This is a genomic window from Acinetobacter sp. Res13-Abat-PEC15-P4-01 (assembly GCF_015676285.1).
Taxonomy (GTDB): domain Bacteria; phylum Pseudomonadota; class Gammaproteobacteria; order Pseudomonadales; family Moraxellaceae; genus Acinetobacter; species Acinetobacter nematophilus.
The window spans coordinates 539,721-552,446 of record NZ_JADAIN010000020.1 but is presented as its reverse complement, the minus strand read 5'-3'; the positions used below and the strand labels follow the sequence as shown (position 1 = coordinate 552,446).

12 protein-coding genes are annotated in these 12,726 nt (G+C 40.0%); 6 read left to right on the top strand and 6 right to left on the bottom strand.

The features are described from left to right. Positions 1–39 precede the first annotated feature (39 nt). Positions 40–948, bottom strand: a complete 909-nt coding sequence (gene epsC / locus IMO47_RS09545) for a serine O-acetyltransferase EpsC (protein WP_196077548.1) — start codon at positions 946–948, stop codon at positions 40–42. A gap of 275 nt (positions 949–1,223) precedes the next feature. On the opposite strand from epsC, the gene IMO47_RS09540 reads away from it, so the two are divergent. From IMO47_RS09540 to IMO47_RS09525, 4 genes are all read left to right on the top strand, one after another. Further along, positions 1,224–1,712, top strand: coding sequence for a rhodanese-like domain-containing protein (locus IMO47_RS09540; protein ID WP_196076818.1), 489 nt, complete (start codon positions 1,224–1,226; stop codon positions 1,710–1,712). Positions 1,713–1,856: 144 nt separating this feature from the next. Further along, entirely contained in the window at positions 1,857–2,789 is a 933-nt protein-coding gene (locus tag IMO47_RS09535; RefSeq protein WP_196076819.1) for a family 2A encapsulin nanocompartment shell protein, read from the top strand. After that, on the top strand, positions 2,764–4,728 hold the full coding sequence (locus tag IMO47_RS09530) for a family 2A encapsulin nanocompartment cargo protein cysteine desulfurase (RefSeq protein ID WP_196076820.1): 1,965 nt from the start codon (positions 2,764–2,766) through the stop codon (positions 4,726–4,728). The genes IMO47_RS09535 and IMO47_RS09530 overlap by 26 nt, the downstream gene beginning before the upstream one ends. Positions 4,729–5,005: 277 nt before the next feature. After that, positions 5,006–5,809: a peptidoglycan DD-metalloendopeptidase family protein gene (locus tag IMO47_RS09525; protein WP_196076821.1), complete on the top strand. Its 804-nt coding sequence runs from the start codon at positions 5,006–5,008 to the stop codon at positions 5,807–5,809. A 180-nt stretch (positions 5,810–5,989) separates the two neighbouring features. On the opposite strand, the gene IMO47_RS09520 is transcribed toward IMO47_RS09525, so the two are convergent. Then, a complete protein-coding gene (locus IMO47_RS09520) occupies positions 5,990–6,412 on the bottom strand; it encodes an OsmC family protein (RefSeq protein WP_004831156.1) in 423 nt (140 codons plus the stop codon). 151 nt (positions 6,413–6,563) lie between these two features. Between IMO47_RS09520 and crp the strand changes: the two genes are divergently transcribed. Together crp and IMO47_RS09510 are read left to right on the top strand one after the other, a co-directional pair. After that, positions 6,564–7,274 (top strand): cAMP-activated global transcriptional regulator CRP, encoded by a 711-nt coding sequence (gene crp, locus IMO47_RS09515; protein ID WP_196076822.1) that lies wholly within the window; start codon positions 6,564–6,566, stop codon positions 7,272–7,274. A gap of 638 nt (positions 7,275–7,912) precedes the next feature. Next, on the top strand, positions 7,913–8,962 hold the full coding sequence (locus IMO47_RS09510) for an NADP(H)-dependent aldo-keto reductase (RefSeq protein WP_196076823.1): 1,050 nt from the start codon (positions 7,913–7,915) through the stop codon (positions 8,960–8,962). A gap of 111 nt (positions 8,963–9,073) precedes the next feature. On the opposite strand, the gene IMO47_RS09505 is transcribed toward IMO47_RS09510, so the two are convergent. The 4 genes from IMO47_RS09505 to IMO47_RS09490 all read right to left on the bottom strand — a co-directional run bounded on the left by IMO47_RS09505 (position 9,074) and on the right by IMO47_RS09490 (position 12,706). Then, positions 9,074–9,859 carry a M48 family metallopeptidase gene (locus IMO47_RS09505; protein ID WP_196076824.1) on the bottom strand — a complete coding sequence of 262 codons (786 nt, stop codon included), beginning with the start codon at positions 9,857–9,859 and terminating at the stop codon, positions 9,074–9,076. 112 nt (positions 9,860–9,971) lie between these two features. After that, on the bottom strand, positions 9,972–10,277 hold the full coding sequence (locus tag IMO47_RS09500; protein ID WP_196076825.1) for a hypothetical protein: 306 nt from the start codon (positions 10,275–10,277) through the stop codon (positions 9,972–9,974). Positions 10,278–10,418: 141 nt separating this feature from the next. Further along, positions 10,419–11,210: a M48 family metallopeptidase gene (locus tag IMO47_RS09495; RefSeq protein ID WP_196076826.1), complete on the bottom strand. Its 792-nt coding sequence runs from the start codon at positions 11,208–11,210 to the stop codon at positions 10,419–10,421. A gap of 176 nt (positions 11,211–11,386) precedes the next feature. Continuing rightward, positions 11,387–12,706, bottom strand: a complete 1,320-nt coding sequence (locus IMO47_RS09490; protein ID WP_004831163.1) for an adenylosuccinate synthase — start codon at positions 12,704–12,706, stop codon at positions 11,387–11,389. Positions 12,707–12,726 lie beyond the last annotated feature (20 nt).

The following is a 12,726-nucleotide window of genomic DNA, read 5'->3' as shown; positions in this document are numbered from 1 at the left end:
GAATCTCAAACAAAATCATGATGAATTCTATCAGATCATCTATACTTCTGTTTTGGTTGCCGAACTTTGTGAAACGGCACTATTGGCTGCAACACTTTGGGTTATCCATACATTCCCACCAATCACAGCGCCTTGACCGATTGTAATGCGTCCAAGAATCGTCGCTCCTGCATAAATCACTACATTGTCTTCAACAATTGGATGTCGGGCATATTCTTTCTGCAAACGTCCAGAATCATCAACTTCAAAACGTTTTGCACCCAAAGTGACCGCCTGATAAATACGTACATTTTTTCCTATAACACAAGTTTCTCCTATTACCACACCCGTACCATGGTCAATAAAAAAACCTTGTTCGATTTGTGCACCAGGATGAATGTCAATTCCAGTTTTTGAATGGGCAATTTCAGCAATCAGACGGGCCAACAAAGACAAATCTTTCTTATAAAATTCGTGGGCGACACGGTGATAAATGATTGCCAAGATTCCCGGATAGCACAATAACACTTCATCCACACTACGGGCTGCTGGATCACCATCATAAGCAGCAATCACATCCGTATCTAAAATTCGACGTATATCAGGTAGTTTTTGTGCGAACTCACTGACAATACTTTGTGCAAGTACTTCAATTACATCTGTATTTTCATTATGTTTTTTATATTTATAATCATAGGTTAAATTCAGTTTGACTTGTTCAAGTAAGGAATGCAGAGTTTTTTCAAGGGTATGGGCAATATAAAGATTTTCACTTTGTTGCCGCAAATCATGTGGACCTAGACGCATTGGAAATAAAATACCGCATAGGTCATTCATAATTTTCTTGATTTCGTCTTTAGAAGGTAATTCCCGTCCCCCAAAGTCTTTCAGACTTTTACGTTGAGTACGCCATTCATTTCGAGCTTCTTGTAGCTCATCCACAATATTTTGGATATTCCACTGAGTCATATGTTTACCTATCTAACTAAAAGACGTTCCATGATCCATCAATTTACATGAAATTTTATAATTCACAGTGAATATTATTTTATTCGCAATGCGCTAGATAAACATAATTCATATAAACATATCAGTAAAAAATAATTCAATTATTATTCAATAATAAGAATAAGCAATCCATTTTTTATTAATTTATAGAATATAGAAAATCATTATAGTGGTTATCAATACATCTGATACATCAAGCTTAAACACACATTTAAGCCAGAAGAAAGGCAATTGAAATGACCAGTTTAAACCAACAACATTTTTCCGAATTAACTCAAACACAAATTCAAACGATTTTTGAACAAGCGCAACAACGTGTCGAAGACCATTATTTAGAGTTTACTGGCACGATTTTACCTCACGAAGCTTGGGCATTGTTTCAAGCGGGTCATGTCGAAATTGTCGATGTTCGCACCAATGAAGAACGAAAATTTGTCGGTTTTGTTGAAGGTACCATTCATATTCCCTGGGCGACGGGTACTGCATTAAACCGTAACCCGCGTTTTGCCAAAGAACTCGAAAGCAAAGTTGGCAAAGATAAAATCATTCTCTTACTGTGCCGCAGTGGTAAACGTTCAGCTGCAGCAGCCAATGTCGCCTTCAATGCTGGTTTTGAAAATATTTACAACATTGAGCAAGGCTTTGAAGGCGACTTAGATGAACATAATCATCGCGGGGCATTTAATGGTTGGCGTTTTCATGGATTGCCATGGCGTCAGGAATAACTTTTGAACTTGTGCTTTATCCATATTAAAAAACTCGAGAGATAAAATATTTTAACAAACCTCTGATTTTACTGGAGAGGATAACAATAGAGATCTTATTCAAGCAGTAATCAATCATCAATTCATATCACCAAGGATTAAAACATGGCTAAGAACCAAGAAGTGACACGCCAAGCACTGAATGATCAGGCTGCTCGCCAACTGGCAAATGCAACCAAAACAGTTCCTCAACTTTCAACAATTACACCGCGCTGGCTGACGCATTTATTACAGTGGACACCGGTGGAAGCCGGTATTTACCGAGTCAACAAAGTCAGCAATACAGATGATATTCAGGTTGCCTGCACCCAACGTGATGAAGCAACACTTCCACAAACCTTTGTGGACTATGAGCTTAATCCCCGTGAATATTTCTTAAACGGTGTCTCAACCGTACTGGATATCCATACTCGCGTTTCTGACTTATACAGTAGTCCCCACGATCAAATCAAAGAACAATTACGCCTCACGATAGAAACCATTAAAGAACGACAAGAAAGTGAGTTGATCAACAACCCTGAATACGGGCTGTTGGCGAGTGTTGCAGATGAACAACGTCTTTCAACCTTGACAGGCGCACCAACACCCGATGATTTTGATGATCTATTGCGCAAGGTTTGGAAAGAACCTGGGTTTTTCTTGGCGCATCCTGATGCGATTGCAGCATTTGGTCGTGAATGTACCCGTCGTGGCGTACCACCACCAACAGTCAGTTTGTTTGGCTCACAATTTATTACATGGCGGGGTATTCCACTCATCCCTTCCAATAAAATTCCAGTTGAAGATGGTAAAACCAAAATCATCCTGTTACGTGTCGGTGAGAAACGTCAAGGCGTTGTAGGGCTATTCCAACCGGGGCTTGCAGGTGAACAAGCACCAGGACTCTCTGTACGCTTTATGGGCATTAATCGTAATGCCATCGCTTCGTATTTGATTTCCTTATATTGCTCACTTGCCGTACTTACAGATGATGCTCTTGCTGTACTTGAAGATGTGGAGGTAGACAAATACCATGACTATCCAACAACCTATAAATAATTCATCTGTCATCAGCAACACTGCCGCACAAGAAGCGCCAATCAATGAATCTGTGATTGCACAGTTGGCAAATGAATTGTTTGCCGCACTGCCAGAGCAGAAAAAACAGGCTCTAAATTTTGAGCTGCCTGATCAGGCGTTTGGACAGAGCCATCCCCCACAACCCAAGGATCCAATAGCAGCCTTATCAGGTCGTATTCCCGCTATTGTGCAACAAGCACATTTAAATCCGAGATCAACGCAACATTATGTAGAACCTACTTCAGATCATCCTGAACGTCGGATTCTATCTTCAGCACCAATCATTGGAGGTGCGCATACGCCAGACCCATTTACAACCACACCAGATTTGGATTTAGCCTTGAATTCGGCGTTTACACGACCTTATAGACCACAAGCATTAACACCATCGACAACACCAGTACAATCGCCTTTTTATTTTTTAGATTTCACTCAAGCTGAAAGCGTCGATGCTGAAAAGATTCAACATAACATCAACCAAACAGAAGGAATTAAAAATCCCTATGCCTTTGATGATTATCATGTGACAGATGACCATCATCTAAAAAGCTTAATACAGGATCGCAACGATAAACCTGCCACAACAGAATCGGGCTATTACTTTCTTCAATCATCCACCATTGAGACGTCTCGCTCTCATCCAGATTGGCAAATTCCGACTCAGACTCGGAATGATCAACCATTGGATATTCTGCAGATTCGAAAAGACTTTCCAATCTTGCAAGAACGTGTCAATGGTCAACCATTAATCTGGCTCGACAATGCTGCCACCACCCATAAACCACAGGCAGTCATTGACCGAATTGCTTATTTTTATCAGCATGAAAATTCAAATATTCATCGAGCTGCCCACGAACTTGCAGCACGTGCCAGTGACGCCTATGAACATGCACGTGATGTGGTTGCCCGCTTTATTGGTGCTGCTTCCGCTAAAAATATTGTTTTCGTGCGTGGTACAACCGAAGGCATTAATTTAATTGCAAAATCTTGGGGAAAACAAAATATTCAAGCGGGAGATGAAATCATTGTTTCTCATTTGGAACACCATGCCAACATTGTCCCCTGGTACCAGTTGACTCAAGAGACAGGTGCCAAGTTACGGGTCATTCCTGTCGATGATACGGGGCAGATTCGGATTGATGAATTTATTAAGCTCCTCAATCCAAAGACCAAGCTTGTTGCAATTACCCAAGTATCCAATGCTCTTGGTACGGTCACGCCAACGCAAGAAATCATCGCTTTAGCACATGCTGCTGGCGTGCGAGTCTTGATTGATGGCGCTCAATCTGTTTCCCATGTTCCAACCAATGTTACCAGTCTGGATGCCGACTTCTTTGTGTTCTCTGGACACAAAGTGTTTGGTCCTACGGGGATCGGTGCTGTATATGCCAAATCAGAATTACTCGACAGCATGCCCGTTTGGGAAGGTGGCGGCAATATGATTCAGGATGTCACCTTTGAACAAGTGGTTTATCAACCTGCTCCGAATAAATTTGAAGCGGGTACAGGAAACATTGCTGATGCTGTCGGCTTAGGCGCCGCCTTAGAATATATTGAACGAATCGGCATCCATAATATTGCACGTTATGAACATGATTTGCTCGAATATGGTCAGCATGCATTACAAAGCGTTTCAGGCCTGCGTTTAATTGGCACAGCACTAAATAAAGCAAGTGTGATGTCCTTTACCCTTGCAGGCTATGAAACAGAAGAGATCGGGAAAGTTCTGAATCAGTATGGCGTTGCTGTTCGAACGGGGCATCATTGCGCACAACCGATTTTACGCCGTTTCGGAGTTGAACGCACAGTACGCCCATCGCTGGCGTTTTATAACACCACTGAAGAAATAGATGTCTTAGTATCTGTCCTGCATCAATTAAGACGGGCTAAACCGCTTCGGTCTGCATTTGCAAATTGATGAATATCCAAGCAGCTCTTCTAGCGAATCACATGCTAAATATTTAGCATGTGATTGTTAAAATTTTTCAAACCAATCCCCCTCTCCAAGCCGATCTATAAATCCTCTTCGATTGAACTCGTTCAATTTAAAAGCTGGGCTGTTTTAATGGTCCTCCAGTACAAATGCTGAGCGTTTAATCAATAAAACAGTATTGCAGTTAATTTAACAATCATGGACTTGAGCTTAACACCGCAAACCCAGATACTGTCTAAAAGTTAAATCTTGTACCACATCTATGTTTTCAATCAAAAAAATTCTTATTTTAAGCAGCTTAGTTATCACAACTCAAAGCTTTGCACTGCCACAAGACTCACGTCGTGCAGGTGGTATTGCGGTGATTCCTGTTGCTAAAACAGTTTCAGATGTCCGTTATCAGGATAAGCCCGTCTTAGTCGTTGATGGAACCGGTTCCGTAAAGCATATTGTATTTGGCATCCCACTCTCCGCTCCTCTTGGCACCTTGCAGTTGCAAAGCGCCAGTGGTCCCATCAACATTGACGTTCAGCCATATAAGTATGCCGAGCAGCGACTCAATGTAAAGAATCAGGATTACGTTAATCCGAATCAACAACAGCTTGATCGTTACAGCCAAGAAGCCAAGGAGCAAAATGACATCTACAGCTCATTTAGCCCGGCACAATGGAAAGATTTCCCAAATTTTATCCGACCTACAGCAGGTAAGTTCAGTAATTCATTCGGTCGCAAACGTTTCTTTAATGGTGAAGAACGTGCACCACATTCTGGATTAGATATTCCTGCACCAATTGGACAAAAAGTCATAGCACCTGCTGCTGGAAAAGTGGTTGCCACTGGCAATTATTTCTTTAATGGCAATACTGTCATGATTGATCATGGACAAGGTCTAATTAGTATGTTCTGTCACCTAAGTAAAATAAATGTTGAGAAAGGACAAATATTAAAACAAGGTGATTTGCTCGGTCTGGTGGGTAAAACAGGGCGCGTAACCGGACCACATTTACATTGGGGAATGAGTCTCAATAATGCACGTGTCGATCCACAACTTTTTCTTACACACTAATTTGCTCAAAAAGATCAGGAAATTAAGTTTATTTGATCCCTGAAAATAGCTTTTTGGGAGGAAATACACATTTTGTAATAATTTATTTTATTTAATTTTGACTCCACTAGTCACGTTTTATAAATGCTAAAAAATAAAAAAAAGCCAATAAAACTATTGGCTTTTTTTAGATTTATTTTGCTATTCAGCAGCAATAATTTCATAATCGTGGGTAATTTCAACACCCCCATCAGATAGCATTTTACTCGCTGAACAATATTTTTCAGCTGATAATTCAACAGCTTTGGCTACTTGCTTGTCTTTTACATCATGCCCTGTCACTACAAAATGCAGATGTATTTTAGTAAATACCGCCGGAATGGTATCTGCACGTTCAGCCTTGAGCTGACAAACAACATCCGTTACATTTTGTCTCGATTTCTTTAAAATGGTCACAATATCAAATGAAGCACACCCACCAAGTCCCATTAATATCAATTCCATAGGACGTGGTCCACGGTTTTCACCACCATATTCGGCAGAACCATCCATAATAATTTGGTGACCACTTTCTGAATTTGCTTGAAAAGCAACATTCTCTAACCAATGAACGCTAGTTTGCATTGCAACTACCTAAAAAAAGCTATAAATTTACAGGGTACCTGTACACTAGCATAAAATGAGTTGATAAGGAATTTCATCTCTACTGCTTCTACGTGACGAGTTCAATTTAGATCAAAAGATCTAGTTATTATCCAATTCGGAATTTTTAAGCATGTCTTCTAATTTTGCACAACTTAGTACAGATGCTTTGTCGCCTGGTCAATTACCTGAGTCAGTCAAAGCTTTGCTCAAGAGAGCCCACATCAATCGTTTTCCTAAACGCTCAACAATCATTGATGCAGGTTCAGAGTCAAAATCACTGTATTTAATTTTAAAAGGTTCAGTTTCAATTATTTTACGCGAAGATGATGAACGTGAAATTGTTGTTGCTTATTTGAATCCTGGGGATTTTTTCGGAGAAATGGGTTTATTTGAGCAGAACCCACAACGTACAGCCGAGGTCAGAACACGTGATATATGTGAAATCGCTGAGATTTCATATGATAACTTCCATGAAATCAGCAAACAGTATCCTGACCTAAGTTACGCAGTATTTGCGCAATTGGTTCGCCGTTTAAAGAATACAACACGCAAAGTGACGGACCTTGCATTTATTGATGTATCTGGGCGTATTGCACGTTGCTTGATCGATCTTTCTGCACAACCTGAAGCGATGATTTTACCAAATGGTCGTCAGATCCGTATTACCCGCCAAGAAATTGGTCGCATCGTAGGCTGTTCACGTGAAATGGTGGGGCGCGTATTAAAAACACTTGAAGAGCAAGGCATGATCGAGACTGATGGTAAAGCCATATTAATTTTTGATGCATCTTTAGAAGAGTCAAAATTCTCTGAAGATGAATATAACAATGACGATGAATAAAATTTAAAAGTTGATTTGAGAAGTTAACATAACCAGTTTTTTGGCTTTGATAATGATCAAAACTCTCAAAATAGCACCATCTCTATATTGTTTAAAAGCAAACTTTCGAGTTTGCTTTTTAAGTCTGAACTCAACAGTTTTGTCCATCTTGCCTATACCCTGTTGAAATGATTATCTAAATAGCAGCATCTGTAGCCCTTTCATACATGACTGATGTTTGTGTTAAAATTCAGCAGTCATGAAAAATATAGCGCAAGCAAATGAAGATAATAGTGAGACTATTTTCAAATTTTCTAAGCTATGACGAGAGCATCCCCCAAGCAAGAACCCACATGGCTTAATTTGCAGCCTAAAGTGCAGTGAAGAACTTTCGTCATTTTGCCGCTTCGTCTTAATCTTGAGAAATAATGTTTCTCATCATTTAGAATGACTAATTTGCTATTTCACACTTAGCATTAGCTAAAAAACACCTGTAGCCGCAAACACAGCCGAATTTTCAACAGCTCCTACTGGTTTATAAGATTTTTAGATAAACTCATCTTGTTTTAATCATTAGAAAAAATAATTTCAACAGTTTATCAAATTTTATTTCGTTATTATTCTCATCAGAGATTAAACACACTTATAAAGGATCTGACATGAAATCAAATCGCCTAGGTCATTCTGATTTGGTCGTACCTGAAATTTGTTTAGGAACCATGACTTTTGGTGAACAAAATACTCAAAATGAAGCATTTGAACAGTTTTCCTATGCACTTGATCAAAATATTCATTTTTGGGACACAGCAGAAATGTATCCCGTTCCTCCTAAACCAGAAACTCAAGGTTCAACAGAAACCATTGTTGGTAATTGGATTGCCCAGAATGGTCAACGCGACAAACTGATCATTGCTACAAAAATCGCCGGACCACAACAAGGTGGCAGTCAAATTCGTGATGGACACACTAAATTTATTGCTTCAGAAATCAGTTCAGCAATTGATGGCTCATTAAAACGCTTGCGCACCGATTATATTGACCTATATCAGCTACATTGGCCACAACGCCCAGCGAACTTCTTTGGTACATTAGGCTACGGCAACCAGCAAGCGGCATTGACTCAAGACATTACCCCACTTGCCGAAACATTAGAAGCACTTTCAAATGAGGTTAAAAAAGGACGTATTCGCCATATTGGCTTATCTAATGAGACGCCTTGGGGAACCTTAAAATTTTTACATCTCGCAGAGCAATTGGGATTAGAAAAAATTGTCAGTGTACAAAATCCATATAGTTTGTTAAATCGCACTTATGAAGTCGGTATGTCTGAAATTGCACAGTTTGAAAATGTTGGATTACTGGCTTATTCACCGCTTGCATTTGGCTACCTGACTGGGAAATATCGTCATGGTGCACGACCTGCTGATGGGCGTATTAGTTTATTTTCGCGTTTCAGCCGTTATACCAACCCTCAAAGTGATTGGGCAACAGAACAATATGCCTTACTTGCAGAGAAACATGGTTTAAGTCTAACTCAATTGGCTTTGGCATTTGTTAAACAGCAATTCTTTGTTCATAGCACCATTATCGGTGCAACACAGCTTTCTCAACTCAAAGAAAATATTCATGCTTTTGATATTCAATTGCCTGAAGAAATATTAACGGAAATTGAAAATATCCATAAACAGCAACCCAATCCAGCACCTTAGTTTGATTAAGATTTTAATACCCATAGTCAATCCAATCATACGGCTGATTGAGAAGCCAATAAAAAGGATGCCTCAGCATCCTTTTTAATCAGAGATAAAGACCACTCAGTCTTATTTTCCGCCACGTGCGTTATATACTGCCATCGCAGCCGGTAAATTCTTTTTCATCGCATTGATACGGTTCGCATCTGATGGGTGTGTTGATAGCAATGCAGAGCCTTGGGCACCGCCCTGTTTTGCCATTTTTTCCCATAACGTGATCGCTGCTTGCGGATTATAACCTGCTTTTGCCATCATCATTAAACCACCTTCATCCGCACGGCTTTCCAAGTTACGGGAATAAGGCAAACCCACACCTACCTGGCTTCCCAAATCAATTGCAGCGTTACCCAGTTCACCAATTTGGCTACCCGCATAAGATTTACCAATGTTTACTGCAAGATTGGTCAGTGCTTGCGCGCCTAATTTCTGTTTCGAATGCTCTTCTAAAGCATGCGTCATCTCATGCCCCATCACAGCAGCCACTTCAGCTTCAGATAAATTAAGTCTGTTGACAATACCTGTATAGAAAACAACTTTACCACCTGGTGCAACATACGCATTGATCTGATCTGACTTAAGTACAGCCAGCTGCCAATCAAATCGTTGTCCTGTTTGGTTCATCTGATCTGCATAAGGCTTTAGGCGGATAAATGCTGCATTTACCTTTTTATAGGTTGCAGAGGTTGTGTCTAAAGTTTTATTTGCACGTGCTTCTTGCACAGTTTTATTAAAACCGAGCGTCGCATTTGAATTCAATGTTGCAGAATCTGCACCTGCCATATCAGCAATAGTTGTACATCCAGAAATTGAAATCGCAGTCGCAGCACATAGACTAAGTATTAATTTATTGTTCATTATAATCAACTCCATAGAGAACAAATAAAAACGTTGTGAATTATATGCAAATGTTACATGAGGATAAATCAATAAATTCCATTAATTCATATTAATTGTGTAAGTAAAAAGCCTACAAAAACTGTACCATTAACCAATATATGAGACAGATTACATTCAATGCCAAATATATATTTTTTAAAGGAATAATTCTAGCTTCCAACCGCGTGTCATTGCGTTTGATAAATAAAAATCCATTCTGAAGCAAAATTACAGGTACCAGGATACAGGCAATCATTACGCTCAATCCCAACAGGGCTTGAGAGACAATATTTGGATCGTTGGTTTGAGCTTGAATGATGAGCATGGCGATTGTCGGTGCACCGCCCATCGCGAAAATCAGCGAATAAAATATCGTTGAGGATATATTCTTTTGCATTCTACAAACTCAATCTGTCTCTAAACCTACATTCTATCAAGCCAGGTATAAAAACCTAACCTAAATCATTTTCGACTTTAGTCTTTTATTTTAAAGAAAAAGCCTGAATAACTTCAGGCTTAGATCTTTTCCACTTTTCAATTATTTTTTGATTGCAGCTTTATACACCTGCTTCGCTTCCACCATGCTCTTATTTAAATCTGAGATACGGTCATTATTCGATGGATGAGTAGAAGTAAATTTTTGAACACCATTGTTACTGCCACCATCAATTTTGTTCATTTTTTGCCAAACACTGATTGCGGCTTCTGGGTTATATCCTGCTTTTGCCATTAGCATCAAACCACCACGGTCTGCAGAAGATTCCAAACTACGTGAATAAGGTAGACCCACACCGTATTTACTACCAATATCCAGCGCTTGCGAACCCATCGACCCTAATTTATCGCCTGCATAGGTTTTACCCATCTTCACTGCAAAATCAGTGATTGCCGTAGCTCCTGCATCACGTTTAGAGTGCTCTTCTAAAGCATGCGTCATCTCATGACCCATAATGGCAGCAATTTCTGCATCTGTTAATTTAAGCTGATTAACGATGCCTGTGAAGAACACCACTTTTCCGCCTGGCATGACAAATGCATTGAGTTCATCAGATCTCAACACGCTTAACTGCCAGTCAAATTGCTGTCCTGTTTTATTTGCCTGATCTGCAAAAGGCTTCATTTTTAGAAAAACAGCATTCACACGTTTATAAGTTGATGATGTTGTATCCAGTGCTTTTTGTGCCTTTGCATCTTCAACCAGCAACTTATAATCCGCTGCTGCATTGAGGTTTAATGTTGCAGAGTCATTACCCGTTAACTCAGCAACCGTGGTGCAACCTGATAAACCAACCACTAACCCTAATCCAAGTAATACATTCTTGTTAATCATTATTTTCACCAAAGCTCATTAGTCTTTATGTAAACTCCAACACGGAGTTCAACGTTTAGCGCCCGAATTATGTTGTATTTTGTTAAAAAAATCAAAATAAATCACATTTTATTTAAACCTCCAAATATATGTTTATAAAAAAAGCTCCCGAAGGAGCTTTTTAAAATATCTGCATATTAAGCATCAAATGGGTGACGCATTACAATCGTTTCATCACGGTCTGGACCCGTAGAAATGATGTCAATAGGACATTCAATTAACTGCTCAATACGTTTCACATAATTAATTGCATTTTGTGGCAATTGATCGAGTGATTTGGCGCCGAAAGTCGATTCAGACCAACCTGGCATTGTTTCATAGATTGGTTTTAATGTTTCAAATGCAAGCGCATCTGTAGAACCCACACAACCTGAATCTGCAGCTTCATAGCCTACACAGATTTTTACTTCTTCCAAGCCATCTAAAACATCAAGCTTGGTTAAGCAAATACCCGACAATGAGTTTACATCTACAGAACGACGTAGAATTTCTGCATCAAACCAACCGCAACGACGCTGACGACCAGTAGAAGCACCAAACTCTGAACCTACAGTCCCTAAGTGTTTACCTATCGCATCACCAACATCATTGGCAGCATCATAAACAAGCTCGGTTGGAAACGGACCAGCACCTACACGCGTGGTATAGGCTTTAGTAATTCCAAGAACATAATCAAGATGCAATGGACCCAGACCTGAACCTGAGCTCACACCACCGGCAGTAGTATTCGATGAAGTTACATAGGGATATGTACCGTGGTCAACGTCCAATAATGAACCCTGAGCACCCTCAAACATGATATTTGCACCATCTTTACGATAGTCATGCAAAGTCGTGATCACATCCAATACTAATGGTTTAATCACTTCACGCCATTGGTCACAAAGCGCAAGTACATCTTCTACTTTAACCGCCTCAACACCGAAGAATTGAGTTAATTGGAAGTTATGGTACTCAAGAAGTTCCTCAAGCTGCGCTTTAAGATGGTCACCGCCACGTACCAAATCCGCAACACGGATTGCACGACGGGCAACTTTATCTTCATACGCTGGACCAATACCACGACCAGTTGTACCAATCTTAGCATTTCCACGTTTTTTCTCACGTGCCTGATCAAGTGCAATATGATGCGGAAGAATCAATGGGCAGTTTGGAGAAATACGTAGACGTTCACGAACAGGTACGCCCTCTTTCTCTAAAATATCCATTTCTTTGATCAACGCTTCAGGTGAAAGTACAACACCATTGCCAATTAAGCAAAGTACGTTTTCACGTAAGATACCTGATGGAATGAGGTGAAGAACTGTTTTCTTACCACCAACGACGAGTGTATGACCCGCGTTATGTCCGCCTTGATAACGTACTACCGCAGCTGCTTGATCTGTGAGCAGGTCAACGATTTTACCTTTACCTTCGTCGCCCCATTGGGTACCGAGTACCACAACACTTTTGCCCATAATAGCCTCATTACATCATG

Excerpts from the sequence above, each read along its gene's own strand:
- IMO47_RS09535 (WP_196076819.1), top strand. The coding sequence starts at position 1,857 with ATGGCTAAGAACCAAGAAGTGACACGCCAAGCACTGAATGATCAGGCT.
- IMO47_RS09490 (WP_004831163.1), bottom strand. The coding sequence starts at position 12,706 with ATGGGCAAAAGTGTTGTGGTACTCGGTACCCAATGGGGCGACGAAGGT.
- IMO47_RS09525 (WP_196076821.1), top strand. The coding sequence starts at position 5,006 with ATGTTTTCAATCAAAAAAATTCTTATTTTAAGCAGCTTAGTTATCACA.
- IMO47_RS09495 (WP_196076826.1), bottom strand. The coding sequence starts at position 11,210 with ATGATTAACAAGAATGTATTACTTGGATTAGGGTTAGTGGTTGGTTTA.
- IMO47_RS09520 (WP_004831156.1), bottom strand. The coding sequence starts at position 6,412 with ATGCAAACTAGCGTTCATTGGTTAGAGAATGTTGCTTTTCAAGCAAAT.
- IMO47_RS09505 (WP_196076824.1), bottom strand. The coding sequence starts at position 9,859 with ATGAACAATAAATTAATACTTAGTCTATGTGCTGCGACTGCGATTTCA.
- epsC (WP_196077548.1), bottom strand. The coding sequence starts at position 948 with ATGACTCAGTGGAATATCCAAAATATTGTGGATGAGCTACAAGAAGCT.
- IMO47_RS09530 (WP_196076820.1), top strand. The coding sequence starts at position 2,764 with ATGACTATCCAACAACCTATAAATAATTCATCTGTCATCAGCAACACT.
- IMO47_RS09540 (WP_196076818.1), top strand. The coding sequence starts at position 1,224 with ATGACCAGTTTAAACCAACAACATTTTTCCGAATTAACTCAAACACAA.
- IMO47_RS09500 (WP_196076825.1), bottom strand. The coding sequence starts at position 10,277 with ATGCAAAAGAATATATCCTCAACGATATTTTATTCGCTGATTTTCGCG.
- IMO47_RS09510 (WP_196076823.1), top strand. The coding sequence starts at position 7,913 with ATGAAATCAAATCGCCTAGGTCATTCTGATTTGGTCGTACCTGAAATT.
- crp (WP_196076822.1), top strand. The coding sequence starts at position 6,564 with ATGTCTTCTAATTTTGCACAACTTAGTACAGATGCTTTGTCGCCTGGT.